This window comes from Nostoc sp. DSM 114161, from assembly GCF_052692665.1.
Map to the genome: position 1 here is coordinate 7070672 of NZ_CP195141.1, position 13769 is coordinate 7084440.

General features: G+C 39.0%; 12 protein-coding genes. 6 read left to right on the plus strand and 6 right to left on the minus strand.

Annotated elements, in window-relative coordinates; genetic code table 11:
• Window positions 1–7 precede the first annotated feature (7 nt).
• The 3 genes from NSTC745_RS29410 to NSTC745_RS29420 form a co-directional block, all read right to left on the minus strand.
• The gene (locus NSTC745_RS29410; RefSeq protein ID WP_445634159.1) at window positions 8–2032 is read right to left on the minus strand and encodes an ATP-binding protein; all 2025 of its coding nucleotides are present in this window, start codon (window positions 2030–2032) and stop codon (window positions 8–10) included.
• Window positions 2033–2086: 54 nt separating this feature from the next.
• On the minus strand, window positions 2087–2920 hold the full coding sequence (locus NSTC745_RS29415) for a transcription factor RcaD (protein WP_445638719.1): 834 nt from the start codon (window positions 2918–2920) through the stop codon (window positions 2087–2089).
• A 173-nt stretch (window positions 2921–3093) separates the two neighbouring features.
• Window positions 3094–3402 carry a TIGR03792 family protein gene (locus NSTC745_RS29420; protein WP_445634160.1) on the minus strand — a complete coding sequence of 103 codons (309 nt, stop codon included), beginning with the start codon at window positions 3400–3402 and terminating at the stop codon, window positions 3094–3096.
• 137 nt (window positions 3403–3539) lie between these two features.
• On the opposite strand from NSTC745_RS29420, the gene NSTC745_RS29425 reads away from it, so the two are divergent.
• Window positions 3540–3863 carry a phasin family protein gene (locus tag NSTC745_RS29425; RefSeq protein WP_445634161.1) on the plus strand — a complete coding sequence of 108 codons (324 nt, stop codon included), beginning with the start codon at window positions 3540–3542 and terminating at the stop codon, window positions 3861–3863.
• Window positions 3864–3942: 79 nt separating this feature from the next.
• Window positions 3943–4464 (plus strand): FKBP-type peptidyl-prolyl cis-trans isomerase, encoded by a 522-nt coding sequence (locus NSTC745_RS29430; RefSeq protein WP_445634162.1) that lies wholly within the window; start codon window positions 3943–3945, stop codon window positions 4462–4464.
• A 158-nt stretch (window positions 4465–4622) separates the two neighbouring features.
• Here the strand turns inward: NSTC745_RS29430 and dnaB are convergent, their stop codons facing one another.
• The 3 genes from dnaB to gloB all read right to left on the minus strand — a co-directional run bounded on the left by dnaB (window position 4623) and on the right by gloB (window position 7722).
• On the minus strand, window positions 4623–5966 hold the full coding sequence (gene dnaB, locus NSTC745_RS29435; protein ID WP_445634163.1) for a replicative DNA helicase: 1344 nt from the start codon (window positions 5964–5966) through the stop codon (window positions 4623–4625).
• Window positions 5967–6151: 185 nt separating this feature from the next.
• Complete coding sequence (gene rplI / locus NSTC745_RS29440) at window positions 6152–6610, minus strand: 50S ribosomal protein L9 (protein WP_445638720.1); 459 nt, start codon at window positions 6608–6610, stop codon at window positions 6152–6154.
• Between the two features lie 338 nt (window positions 6611–6948).
• Entirely contained in the window at window positions 6949–7722 is a 774-nt protein-coding gene (gene gloB, locus NSTC745_RS29445) for a hydroxyacylglutathione hydrolase (protein ID WP_445634164.1), read from the minus strand.
• 407 nt (window positions 7723–8129) lie between these two features.
• Between gloB and NSTC745_RS29450 the strand changes: the two genes are divergently transcribed.
• The 4 genes from NSTC745_RS29450 to NSTC745_RS29465 all read left to right on the plus strand — a co-directional run bounded on the left by NSTC745_RS29450 (window position 8130) and on the right by NSTC745_RS29465 (window position 13749).
• Window positions 8130–8972, plus strand: a complete 843-nt coding sequence (locus tag NSTC745_RS29450; RefSeq protein WP_445634165.1) for a hypothetical protein — start codon at window positions 8130–8132, stop codon at window positions 8970–8972.
• A gap of 125 nt (window positions 8973–9097) precedes the next feature.
• Entirely contained in the window at window positions 9098–10261 is a 1164-nt protein-coding gene (locus NSTC745_RS29455) for a glycosyltransferase family 4 protein (protein ID WP_445634166.1), read from the plus strand.
• A 22-nt stretch (window positions 10262–10283) separates the two neighbouring features.
• Complete coding sequence (locus NSTC745_RS29460) at window positions 10284–12533, plus strand: ATP-binding cassette domain-containing protein (RefSeq protein WP_445634167.1); 2250 nt, start codon at window positions 10284–10286, stop codon at window positions 12531–12533.
• Between the two features lie 4 nt (window positions 12534–12537).
• On the plus strand, window positions 12538–13749 hold the full coding sequence (locus NSTC745_RS29465; RefSeq protein WP_445634168.1) for a glycosyltransferase family 4 protein: 1212 nt from the start codon (window positions 12538–12540) through the stop codon (window positions 13747–13749).
• Window positions 13750–13769 lie beyond the last annotated feature (20 nt).

A 13769-nucleotide genomic window follows, 5' to 3' on the forward strand; every position in this document is an offset into this window, starting at 1 on the left:
TCAACAGCTATCTATGAGCTATTAAACAAATTAATTGGTCTTGTAGTTTGGCTTTCGTGTCAATAATTTTCACTTTTCTTTCCTGACATAATAGATCAATTAAATGCCGAGTATCAGTTTCTTCAACAAAAGTAAATCGACTACTAGCCTCCTTAATTAAACTTGGTACTCCCATAAATATTTGAGTTTTTACTAAATTTAATAAAAAATCTTTGACTTCTCGCAAATCTTTAGTTCTCGGATCTGGATCGGGTTTTTGCTTAGTAACAATTCCTAAATTTTGCAATAAAGTACATTGTTCCAAAATTTTTGACTCACGGATTAAAGATTGTAGTGCAGGTAAAGTAATAGTTTTACCAGCAACGACTAATTCCTGAGCAAGTACAGAATTAACCAAGCTATGATATGTTGCTAAGTAGTGAACTGAAGCAAGATTTGGTTTGATGTGAATATGCTTAGTACCAGTGAAAATTTGACTATAAATTTTATATCCAGCGAGTTTCGCATTTCCTACACTTCCAATTCTAATTAAATATAGCCTTTGACAAAAATTTTGTTGAATAGTTTTTTGACAAGCATTCATCACATTAAAAAAACTTCTCATATTACCATCTTCTGTCCAGACTATTCCTATATTTTCTCGTTTAGATGGCAGTTGATAACTTAGTGAATAGCTTGCAAAAGTACCGTTGATAAGCTTAGGTTTAATTGCCTGTACTTCTAATGCTTCTAAAGCTCCTTGCACCATCTTGATGAGATCGGGTGCTGCTAAAAGAGATATTTTATCTATCTTACTCTGAAATTTTTTATATTCTTGCTGCCACAGTAATTGAAATTCAGCTTGTTCTTTTTCTTGTTCAGTAAGTAGAGGCTTTTTATCCGGTATGTTAGGGTCATCAATCAATGAAAGTTTATATTCTTGATACTCTAATCTGCCAAGAACAAACGCATTTCTTGGCATAGTTTTACCGCCAGGAAAGTTTTCCTCTAACAATTGTCTCTTCAAAGGAAAAATAGGTAAATCAGGTTTAGGATTAGCTTCTTGATGTAGAGGTTGTAACCTGTAAGCCCAAAGTGCTTCTGCTTGAGTGAAATCAATGGATTTTAGTGATATCAATCGCTCTATTCTGGCTTTGTCTGACTGTTGAATGTAACGGTAACTTTGCTTCCAACCATTGGTAACTATACTGATAATAATGAGAAAATTTTTCAGATTTTCGCTGTGGATAGTAGTATTAATATTAAATAAAGCTTGAGGATTAGAAGGCCAACTTGGCAGTGTTTCAACTTGGTCAAAGCATAAAACAATGGGTTGAGTTGCAGTAGAAATTTTACCAAAATTAGCCAAAATATTCTTTGCTGCGTCTTCTGCATCAATGCAGTGTTTAAGTCTCAACGCTTGCATTGATTCTTCGCTTAAATTATCTCCTCTTAACCATTCACAGGCTAAAGGGTAAAGTTCTGGATCTGTGAGGTCGTGTAACACACCAAAAAAAACATCAGGATTGTAAATACCTGCTTTTAAATACGTCTTTTTAAGATGGTTAACAAATTTTTGGCGATCGCCTAATAATAATTGCCAAAAGCTATCATTAAAAAGTTGCTTTTTCAGATTGGTTTTTGTGAAAACAGATAAATTTTTCAGCCACAGTATTAACTGAGACTCTTCCTGTCCTTCTGGTACTTGAATTAAACTATCAACTGTATTCCTTAGCAGATGACGCCACATGTAATCGTTATCAACCCAAGGCCCTATATAAGCAAAAAAGGCTTTTGAGTTAAAGGTGCGTTTTAGTCTACTTAAAAGATAGCTTTTGCCAGAACCAGCATCACCTACAAGTAAAACAGTACGACTACGATTATCTCTAGCTACTAAATCGAGAAATCCTTCAATTTCTGTTATTGCCTCTTGATGAATTGACTCGACTACAGACTCTAATTCTTGATTTTGACCCCAAAAATTACCCGTCTTCAAATTTACTAGGTCAAACGGGTTAACCTCGCGTTTAATAATGTCGTTGATAGATGCCATAATTAATTCGGATGATTGAGCAAACTTAATTTTGATGAAAAACTGTGTTTATTGTTAGTTCACAGTGATAAAGAACAGCGAACCACCCACCTTTTGTAAAATTCCAGCATCAATTTGTTCTGGAGTGTAGGGTGTCGGATCTAATAGAGAACTCAAATCAATTCGATCGCTTGCTTGCAAACGATATAAAGCTTTATCTAATTCATCCCGTGAGAATGGGGGTTGTAATTTTTCCCGCAGATGGAAAATAGGCAAATAATTGTCAGTACCCAATTCTCGGTCTAATTTCTCAATAATTTGTAAAATTTCTTCATCACTGATTTCTTTATCAGTGACATTGACGGTAGGTAGCGCAGTAGAAACTTCCTCTGGCTTCACGCGCAGAGTTTTTCGTAAAAAGCGTAGATAATTACCTAGAAGTTCTAAGCTAATGGCAGGTTGAACACCTTTGTTAGGGTTATAGTCATCCCGTAAATACTCAATTGCTCTTTGAGTCAGCCAAACCTCAGGTTTATTTTTTTTAATTCCTCTTTCAACTTCAATCAAACCACGATCGCTCAATACCTCCAATATCTCATCTCGTTCCGCAGCTTTTGGTGAAGTGATTTTGCTGGGAGCGATTTTACCTGAAGCTTTAGCGATTTTCTCTAGTACCTTGAGTTCTTTGTCTTTGATGGGGACTTCGCCGGGATTTTTGAGTACGGCTTGACCAGGCGGTAAAATTTTAACTGTGGTAATCTCGCGGGTATAGTCTACCAACTCGCGATCGCCCAATGCTTTACAAATTTTATTTTTCTCGGTTTTAAAACTATCAAAGGCATTAAGCCCTGCTCGATAATCGTTAAATCCTAATAACTTTAAGACAAACTTTAACTCTTTAGTTTCCATGCCAGTAGTTTTACCTGTATAATCAGCAATACTGTAGCTCAAAGATAAAAATTTTACACAATTTTTATCGTAGCTATAATTAGTGCGAATGACTACAGGTTGTTAAAGAATATATTACAACCAGCATCTAGCTGAATATTTGTTGTGGACTAAACTTTGTGTAGTAGCGACTTCTAGTCAGCCAATCCTTTCAAAACTTGATACTTTGCAGACTCCACAATTGGATAGAATTTTCCCAACGCATGGACGAACTTTACTTCAAGAGTTTCCAACTCTTTTTGAGGTATAGCATCCGAGTGTTCAAAACTTTCCCAACGAATGATAAAGGTAACTTCTGAGGGGTCGTTGGGGTTGAGCCAAACCTCTTTACCCAGAAATCCAGGATACTCAGCTAGTGCTGTTGTCCAAATTTCTGCATCTTTCTGGATAAAATTTTCCCGTAAATCAGGAGCAACTTTAAACTTGAGGAGTTCTATCACCACGTCCTTTGATGCCTGTCTTCGCTAATTTGCCAGAATAGAGTTGTAGGCTAGAGTAACTACGCTTCCAGCATAGCTCGATCGCCTACACTCAGGAGCTAAGGTCGGGTGTTTGAAATAAATTTAAGAGGATACGGAGTATGGACAGCAACAACTGGTTGCAACAACTAATGATGATGGGTATTGGCACAACGTCTTTAGTTGCAGAAAAATTGCGGCAAGTCAGTGATGATTTGGTCAAAGATGGTAAGCTCAATCCCGAACAAGCCAAGGCGGTTATAGATGATATTGCCCAACAGTTAAAGTCGGAGCAAGGAAACTGGGACGCCCAGATGCAACGGCAAATGCGAAATATGATGCAGGATTTGGGGGTGGCTCGGCAGTCGGAAGTGGACGAACTTCGGGGTAGAATTGACCGTTTAGAGCGTCAAGTACGCGATTTAGAAAATAAGCTTTGGCGCTAGGTTGCCCTTTCTGATTTAAACTAAATGTGTTCTGTTGGTAATGTTTTGACCAGGCTACCTAAGTAGGGAGAACTGAATTTTGAAAGCAATTTTCCTGAGTGTGGCGTTCATAGCGGTGTTTGTTGTGCTTTTGGTTGTGGGGCAAGTAGGCAGTAAACAGAATACTGCCATTGCTGACCAATTAACCTCAACGCCGCCAGCGCCCACAATCTTAACTGAAAACAATATCTTAATTGCGAGTGATACTATGTCTGATGCTAATGCCGTCACTACCCCCTCTGGATTGAAATACGTTGAGATAAAAGAGGGAACTGGGGCGACTCCCGAACGCGGACAAACAGTAGAGGTTCACTATACCGGCACTTTAGAAGATGGTACTAAGTTTGATAGTTCGCGCGATCGCGGTCAACCTTTCAAATTTAAAATCGGCGTCGGACAAGTAATCAAAGGTTGGGACGAAGGACTTAGCACAATGAAAGTAGGCGGTCGTCGTAACTTAATTATCCCGCCAGAGTTAGGTTATGGTTCTCGTGGTGCAGGTGGCGTAATTCCACCCAACGCTACGCTGCTTTTTGATGTGGAATTGCTAGGAGTTAAGTAAAAATTAGGCATGGGGTATGGAAGAGGACAAGGGGGAAAGGGAAAGGGTATGGTTCGACAAGCTCACCAACCGGGGAAAAGGGGAAAGATTAAATTTATTCCTTTTCCCTTTTCCCTTTAACCTTTTCCCTGTCCCATGCCCAATTCCCAATGCCCAATTCAAATTTTAAGATTTTGAAACTTAGTAAATTGCGGATTGAATAAAAGTTTTACTGTACCTGTAGGGCCGTTGCGGTGTTTGGCTATTATCACTTCTGCAATGCCGCGATCGGGAGTATCTGGCGAGTAGTATTCATCCCTATAAAGCATTATTACTAAATCCGCGTCCTGTTCTATACTTCCACTTTCACGTAAATCTGACAACATTGGGCGTTTATTAGTACGTGCTTCTACTCCTCGACTCAACTGAGATAAAGCAATAACTGGTACAGCTAATTCACGCGCTAAACCTTTAAGTTGACGCGTAATTTTTGATAATTCTTGTACGCGATTATCGCCTGCACCTTCCATTAATTGTAAATAATCTATTACAACTAATCCTAATTCAGTTCCCTGTTCTGCTTGCAGTCGTCTTGCTTGACTACGAATTTGTGTAACAGTAATATTCGGCGTATCGTCAATATAAATTGGTACCTCGGAAAGGACACCAATAGCACGGCTTAAAGGTTCCCATTGTGTTTGGCTAAGGCGTCCACTCCGCAGATAACCACTTTCAATTTGCGCCTCGCTAGCTAATAAACGTTGTGTTAACTGTTCTTTAGACATTTCCAAACTAAAAACAGCAACTGGTAATTTATAAGAAGCGGCGATATTGTGAGCAAGGTTGAGGCAAAAGGCCGTTTTTCCCATCGCAGGCCTAGCAGCGACAATAATCAAATCGGAGCGTTGAAAGCCACTAGTCAGAGCATCTAAATCGTAAAATCCGCAGGGAATTCCAGGTAAGGCGATGCCTTGATTTCTATCTTCAATATCTTGGAAATTATTAATTAAAGTATCAGCAATATGAACTAAACCTGATTGCGGACGCTCTTGAGTAACGCCAAAAACTTTTTGTTCTGCTTGGTCTAAAACTATTGGTAATTCTGTTTCTGTTTCGTAACCGAGATGCACAATTTCATTACCAGCTTTAATTAATTGTCGCCGCAGGTATTTCTCCATTACTAACCCTGCTAAGGCGTCAATGTTCACAGCTGAAACTGTGCGGTCTACCAAAGTTGCTAATTTATTTCTGCCACCAATGCGAGTTAGTAAATCGTGGTCAGTTAGCCAACTTGTAACTGACAGTAAGTCTGTAGGTTTGCCTTGTGCGTGGAGCCTAACTGCTGCTTGATAAATATCTTTGTGAGCGCTAATATAAAAAGCTTCGGCAACGAGGCGATCGCTCACTCGACTAATCGCCTCCGGATCTAGCAAAATACCCCCCAAAATCGCTTCTTCCGCCTCAATATTTTGGGGTGGTAAGCGATCGCTACCTATCCCTTGAAAACTCAGTTCTTCAGCCATAAAACGATTTTAGTGTTGAAATTTTGCTAGTTGGGAGTGGGGAGTTATAAGTTAGGAGTTAGGAGTTAGGAGTTAGGAGTTAAGAGTTAGGAGTTATTCTCCTTGTCCCCGTGTCCCCGTGTCCCCTTGTCCCCTTGTCCCCTTGTCCCCTTGTCTCCCCCATCTCCCTCATCCCGCTACGTAACTTAACTAGCCACAACTTGAATATCAATTTGCGCTGTTACTTCTGAAAACAGCTTGATTTCAGCTTGATAAGTACCAAGGTGGTTAATATCGGGAATGGTAATGCCGCGACGATCTACTTCTTGACCGGTAGCTGCTTTAATTGCATCTGCAACATCTTGGGTGGTAACTGTACCGAAAATAGCTTCGTTTTCACCAACTTGCTTGGCAATCGTTAAGTTGGTAACTTTTTCTAGAGTTGCTTTTTGTTCGAGAGCTTGTTGCTTGAGTTCTAATTGCCGTTGACGTTCTTGTTCGCGACGGCGTTCTACTTGCTTGAGAATACCAGGAGTGGCATGGATAGCCAATTTCTGAGGAATCAGATAATTACGAGCGTAGCCAGGAGCTACTTCCACTAAGTCGCCAGATTTTCCCAGCTTACTGATATCCTGATTTAAAACTAACTGCACGCGTTTCGCCATCGTTTTTCGTTTTTCCTGTAAGATATGATTAATTTGGCTTTCGCCGTGCTGTATTAAGAGCGGCTTTGCCAATACCCTAAAGCTTACAGATCCTAGCGAAACGCAGGGGGCGATCGCAACTATTCGCCTGAGAAAGTTGAAGGGGCTGGGGAGATTAGAAGACGCGGGGACGCGGGGATGAGATGGGGAAGTGTGGGGAGTGTGGGGAGTGTGGGGAGAGAGGGGGAAAAGATTTTTTCACCATCCTCCCACACCTCCCACACCTCCCTCTCCTCCCACATCTCCCTCTCCTCTCACACTTCCTGCTTGCCCAATGCCCAATGCCCCATGCCCAATAACTAAAAGTTATCTTTCATTTCCCGGATACGTGCAAAGGTTTGGACTGCATCGTTGCTGTTAACAGCTGATTGTAATGATGGGTTATCCCAACGTAAAAAGGGATTGGTGCGCTTCTCGACTCCCAGCAGTGAGGGTATGGTGGCTTCTCCTCGATTCCGATGAACCTGGACTTTATCGAAGTATTTTTGTAAGTCTGTGTTGTCGCCATCCAGACTCAGAGCAAATTTCAGATTTTTTAGGGTGTATTCGTGGGCGCACCAGACGTGTGTATCATCAGGTAGCGAGCGAATTTTGCTTAAAGAATTTACCATTTGTGTTGGCGTTCCTTCAAACAAGCGACCGCAACCTCCAGAAAATAAGGTATCGCCACAAAATAATTCGCCCGTCTCGCCGGGTTTTTCGGGAGGAAAGTAGTAAGCTATGTGAGCGCGGGTATGTCCGGGAACGAAGATTACTTCAGCTATGCGACCTGCAAACTCCACGCCATCGCCTTCTTGCAAAAATACGTGCTGTCCGGGAATTCTACCGCGATCTTCGGCTCCCCCATAAACTACCAATTGCGGGAATTGTTCGATTAATCGCTTGTTACCACCTACGTGATCGTTATGGTGATGCGTATTGAAAATTGCTACCAACTCAGCTTTCAACTCTGCTAGTTTCTTTAATACTGGTTGAGCCTCTGCTGGATCGACAACAGCAGCGATGTTTTGTTTAGAGTCGTGTAACAAAAATATATAGTTGTCTGAGAGTGCTTCCAGACGGATTACCTGCATTACCTCTGTCTCCCTTACAACATAAATGTTTTTTACTGAGTAGCAATCCTACATTTAAGTAAGTAGTAATGCTAACTGGACAAGGTATATCAAGTATTTATACTTGATTCGCGATTCCTTTAGTGCAATTTTAACTATGATAATATACAACCGTGCTTTTACGGTAATTATACTTAAATTAAATCAACTTCGGATGAATTAATCAGTAAAATTTCTCTGGAAAAATCTATCAATCAAAAGCTAGATTTAATTGATTATTTTTGGCTCTTAAGATTAATAAATTTTCAAGTTTATATTTTGCCAATTTGTATTTTATTGTATTTAGTTATAACCAAAAATAAAGTAATTTGTCCTGACATGCTATCTAGAAATTGAATAACAAGTAATAATCATTATTTATTGAAATTATGCCAACAAAAACTAGAGGATTTATTACAATTTTAACTGGGCTTTATCCTTTTCAGGATTGTATTCATTTCTTAGCTGCGGTTAGAAAATTCCATCAAGAACCAATAATTATTTTAATCGATCGAGTTCCACCAATTCTCTATCCCTTACTTAAGGCTTTCAAAAATGTAATTTTAAAGCCCGTCCCTACGAATGAAAATACTGTTTTAGCATCCCGGCAAGCAAAACTCGCTCTCTATGCTGCCTCAGAATTTGATAAAACTATTTATTTAGACTCAGATATTTGTTTGCTTTCCGATATCAACGATGTATTTGAGTATATGGATGAATATGATTTTTTATTAACTGAAGATGTACAACCTTCTATCGTTAAAGCAACAAATTTATTGCGTGGTAAACAAGAAGAACTTTTGCCACATGTCTTGCCAATTCTGCAATCTGTAGGCTTACCGTTGCAAGAAGATAGCGTGCAATATAATGGCGGTTTTATAGCTTTTAGGAAAACAGAAATCAACAAAGTATTTTTTGATAAATTTCAATATTATTTTGAGATTGTCAAAAATAATCAAGATAAATTGCTTTTAAAAGATCAAGGGGCTTTTGCTTCGGCGATCGCATCTGTCCGCCCTCACATGAAAATACTACCACCTACCTATAATTATCTCAGTAAATGGCAGGATGCTTATAATGTTGAGGATGAAATTAAAGTCCTTCATTGTACCTATCCTTATCGACCCCAGTATGCCAAAAATATTACCCGTTCCTTGTACACAAGGATTTTTGATAGATTCGCTAAAGTATTTTTACCGAATCAAGTTACAAATCCTTGGCGGACTAAATAAAAAGGAGTCAGAATACAGAATTCAGAATTCAGAATAATATATTCCATAAGTTATACAAAATTCTGACTTTTGACTATTGACTCCTGAGTTCTGAATTCTTCTTTATAAAAATTATTATAAAAATAGTGAAAAAGTTTTCAAAAATCTCCCTGTTGGTTTCAGATTTATCAAGTGCAGCTATTTTACGTGCCTACTTGATAGCAACAGCCCTAATAAAATTAGGATATGAAGTTGAAATTATGGGGTTTTTATTTGGAAATAACTTATATCGAAATTTGCCGCTAGAGTTAAAAGTTTCCTATTTTCCAGGTAAAAATTTTCCAGATTTTTTTGGACAAGTCCACGATTTTTTGCCCAAAATTAATGGAGATATAATTTATGCTATCAAACCCCAAGTAGCGAGTTTTGGAGTTGCCATACTCAAGAAAATATTTAACAAAAAACCATTAATTCTAGATATAGATGATTGGGAAATGAGTTGGCACGGTGGCGATAATTGGCGTTATCATCCTGAAGCCAAACAATTAGTGAGAGATTTATTAAAATCAGACGGTGCGCTGAGAAATCCTCATCATCCTTTGTATGTAAAATGGATGGAAGGTTTGATAAATCAAGCCGATGCTGTGACGGTACATACTAAATTTTTGCAGCAGCGGTTTGGCGGTGCATTTGTTCCCAATGGCAAAGATACTTCTTTATTCGATCCGGCTGAATATGATGCTGAATCAAGTAGAAGCCGTTATGGTTTATCTGAATATCGAATTTTAATGTTTCCCGGTGCGCCAAGACCTTATAAAGGGTTAGAAGATGTACTCATAGCGTTAGATAAAATTAATCAGCCAGACTTGAGATTGGTGATTGTGGGTGGTAGCCCCTACGATGATTACGATCGCCAACTTCAACAACAATGGGGACGTTGGATCGTTAAACTACCAAAGTATCCAGCTGATGTTATGCCTGATTTAGTAGCAGCTGCTCATATTGTAGTTGTTCCCCAGCGAGATACTCCAGAAACTCGCGCACAATTTCCTCTGAAGTTGACAGATGGAATGGCAATGGCTAAACCTATATTATCAACGCGTGTTGGAGATATTCCCGAAATTGTAGCTGATACTGGTTATTTAGTTGAGCCTGCTTGTCCCGAACAACTTGCTGAAAAAATTCAATTTATTTTTCACAATTTAGAATCAGCAAACCAGCAAGGTATTAAGGCAAGACAAAGATGTGTGGAACACTATAGCATAGAGGCTATGGCTTCTACACTCAAATCAGTAATTGCCAAGTTGTGAATCATATTAATCAAAATACCCCATGTCTACCAGAAAACTACTACTAAGATTCGCAAAACCCTATCCAGGTTTGATTCTGCTGACAATATTGTTAGGATTTTCTGGAGCTTTATTTAATGGGATTAGCACAGCTTTAATTGTGCCGGTGGTTTTAAAAATTGTCGGACAAGAAGTAGATTTAACTAGTGCGCCTCCCATCTTGAAAAAGATGATATCTCCGTTTGATAATGCTCCAGAAAATTATCGGATAGGGATAATGGCTGGGGCAATTATATTCACAATTATTTTAAAAAATTTAGCTACTTATGCTAGCGCGTTGGCGTCGAGTTCTCTCACTCGCAAGCTAACAGCTGATATGCGAGAAGCAGGATTAAAGTTATTACTAGAAATTGATATAGATTATTATGCCAAAACCAAAGTTGGCGATTTAATCAACCGATTGGGTGGAGAAATTGGACGTGCTGCCAGTGCTGTAGGTAGTACAGTCAAAATAGTGATTTTGGGAATTACAATTTTAGTTTTTGTTGGTTTATTGCTGTCAATTTCTTGGCAACTGACAATCGCAGCCACGCTGTTATTGTCATTAGTGACATTAGTAAATCAGTATACTATTTCCCGTTCTAAAGTTTTCGGAAAAATGCTCAGTGAAATGTCGAAAGCATATTCAATTTCCGTGCTGGAGACATTGAACGGAATTCGGTTAGTTAAAGCCACAGGAAATGAAGAAAAAGAATTTCAACGGATTCAAAAATTAATCCGCGATCGCGAAAAAGCAGACTTTCAATCTCAGGTTAATTCAGAAGCAATTACACCCATAGGTGAGGTGATGGGGATTACGGCTTTGCTGATGATTGTAATTTTGAGTAAAGCCTTTTTTGCTAATGAAATTTCTTCCCTTTCCACCGTACTTTTGACATATTTATTAGTATTGCTACGAGTTTTGCCATTACTTTCTCAACTTAATACTATTCGCAGTAACTTTGCTAGTACTGCCGCTAGTGTGGATGTGGCAAATGAGTTTTTAACTTTGGATGATAAGCCATTCATGGGCAACGGTAAGATTCCTTACACAAAATTACAAGAGGGAGTATCTTTTAATTCTTTGTGCTTTGCTTACCCCGGTCATGAAAAGTTAGTTCTCAAAGATGTCAATTTATATTTACCGCGTGGCACGACTTTAGCATTAGTAGGCGGTTCTGGTGCTGGAAAATCGACGATAGCAGATCTTTTGCCGAGATTTTACGACCCCATCGCTGGTGCTATTACCATTGACGGCATCGATTTACGGCAATTTAATATAGTATCCCTGCGTAAGCGTATGGGAATTGTCAGTCAAGATACCTTTCTTTTTAATGATTCAGTAAAGAATAACATTGCATACGGATGCCCTGAAGCGACAGACGATGAAATTCTGACAGCCACCAAGCGGGCGAATGCTTATGAATTTATTAGCAAATTGCCTCAAGGATTTGACACCTTAATTGGCGATCGCGGCGTCATGTTATCTGGGGGACAAAGGCAAAGATTAGCGATCGCCCGCGCATTAGTGCAAAATCCCGAAATTTTGATTTTAGATGAAGCCACCAGTGCTTTAGACACCGTTTCCGAACGTTTAGTGCAAACTGCACTCGATGAACTCAGCCGCGATCGTACCACATTAGTAATTGCTCACCGCCTTTCCACAGTCCAAAAAGCCGATAAAATTGCCGTATTAGATCGAGGACAAGTAGTAGAAGTGGGAACCCACGAACAACTTTTACAAAAAGGTGGTTATTACTCACGCCTCTACTCAATGCAATTTGCGGAACATCCTGAAACTGTTACCAAACAAAATCAAAGCTTGCTCCGCATCTCTCACGAAATTCGGACGCAATTGAACTCAATGATTGGATTTTTGCGTTTATTACTTGATGACTTGGTAGATGATGCCCAAGAACGACAAGAATTAATTGAAGACTCTTACAAATCAGCTTGGAGAATTCTCAACACCATCGATGTTTTTGATGACGTAATAAACTCGCAAATTAGAGGACAAATTCTTTCAATTTCCGACCAAAATCAGAACGTCATCAGTAGCCATTATCAAAACTTTAATCAAATATCAGCCGAATTTCGCACTTCCCTAAATCTCATTCTTACCTCTCTCCGCTCTCTATCTCATAATTTAATTTACAGCCTCGAAGAACAAATTCAATTCCTTTCTGAAAGTTATGATTCTGCTATATATCTAATTAATAATTTAGAAAAATTTGAGGATAGTATTAACGGTTAAAATTATGAAAAATCCTAATAATAAAAAACATTATATTTACTTCATTGGTGAAGAATTACCCCAGCCAGAGGCTCATTTAGTGCAATCTACAAATGCTGCTAATGCCGCCGCTAACTTGGGTTATTCCACAGTTTTGGTATACCCTGACAAGAAAGTAAATCCCATTAACTTAGTCAATCTAGGGCGTCCTTTTCGACCGAAAAAAACACCACCAGAACTTATTCAATATTACAACCTCCATGACAAATTAAAAGTTGCCCCCTTACCGATGCCTTGGCCAATTGACCATTTCCACAGCAAATTCACAGATTCTAACACCATTGCCTGCAAATATTATTTACCGTTTCATATACTTCCAACTACCAAACTCGTCCACAGCCGCAACTGGAATTTTGTTAAAGCTGCTATTAAAAATGGCATTCCGGCGATTTACGAACATCACCATCACGAAGAAAAACCATTCGATCCAGAAATAGTTAACAATCCGCTGTTACAAATTGCCGTCACAGTTGTAGAAACTATCCGTGAAAGCATGATTAAAAACGGTATGCCGCCAGAAAAACTAATTACGCTGCACAACGGTTTTAATCGCTTATTTATGGAAAGACAACCAGAAAAAGCCGCAGAATGGCGTCAAAAACTATTGCGAGATGAAAGCCAAAAATTGGTAGTTTATGCAGGAGCCATACAGCAATTTAAAGGTATTGATGTGCTAATAGATGTAGCTCAAGAAATGCCAAACGTGCAATTTGTTTGTGCAGGTGGTAAACCTACAGAAGTCGAACACTACCAGCAATTAGTCAAAGAAAAACAGGTTCACAACATTAAATTTTTGGGCTATATCTTACACAACGAATTAGCATCTTTGCTACAAGCAGCAGATGTTTTAGCTCATCCCCATTGTTCTGGAAAAGCCGCAACTTTCACATCTCCCTTAAAACTATTTGACTATTTTGCCTCTGGAACTCCCATCGTCGCCACAGAAATTCCATCATTAACTGAATTTCAAAATACCCAAGCCATAGCTGCTTGGTGCGAACCAGATAACCCCAACAAATTTGCCGAAAGTTTGAAGCGAGTCTTAGAAACTCATCCCCGAAAAATAGAAGGTTATCCAGATAGCATCGAATTTGTCAAACAATTTTCTTGGGAAAATCGAGCCGCGAAAATTCTCAGTTACGTTGATAAATCTCTACTTACTCCGATTATCGAATAAAGGCATTCAGGTAAAAATAA

What these genes read in the sequence shown, in the direction of transcription:
- rplI (WP_445638720.1), bottom strand. Translation starts at nt 6,610, where the DNA reads ATGGCGAAACGCGTGCAGTTAGTTTTAAATCAGGATATCAGTAAGCTG.
- NSTC745_RS29450 (WP_445634165.1), top strand. Translation starts at nt 8,130, where the DNA reads ATGCCAACAAAAACTAGAGGATTTATTACAATTTTAACTGGGCTTTAT.
- gloB (WP_445634164.1), bottom strand. Translation starts at nt 7,722, where the DNA reads ATGCAGGTAATCCGTCTGGAAGCACTCTCAGACAACTATATATTTTTG.
- NSTC745_RS29415 (WP_445638719.1), bottom strand. Translation starts at nt 2,920, where the DNA reads ATGGAAACTAAAGAGTTAAAGTTTGTCTTAAAGTTATTAGGATTTAAC.
- NSTC745_RS29460 (WP_445634167.1), top strand. Translation starts at nt 10,284, where the DNA reads ATGTCTACCAGAAAACTACTACTAAGATTCGCAAAACCCTATCCAGGT.
- NSTC745_RS29425 (WP_445634161.1), top strand. Translation starts at nt 3,540, where the DNA reads ATGGACAGCAACAACTGGTTGCAACAACTAATGATGATGGGTATTGGC.
- NSTC745_RS29465 (WP_445634168.1), top strand. Translation starts at nt 12,538, where the DNA reads ATGAAAAATCCTAATAATAAAAAACATTATATTTACTTCATTGGTGAA.
- dnaB (WP_445634163.1), bottom strand. Translation starts at nt 5,966, where the DNA reads ATGGCTGAAGAACTGAGTTTTCAAGGGATAGGTAGCGATCGCTTACCA.
- NSTC745_RS29410 (WP_445634159.1), bottom strand. Translation starts at nt 2,032, where the DNA reads ATGGCATCTATCAACGACATTATTAAACGCGAGGTTAACCCGTTTGAC.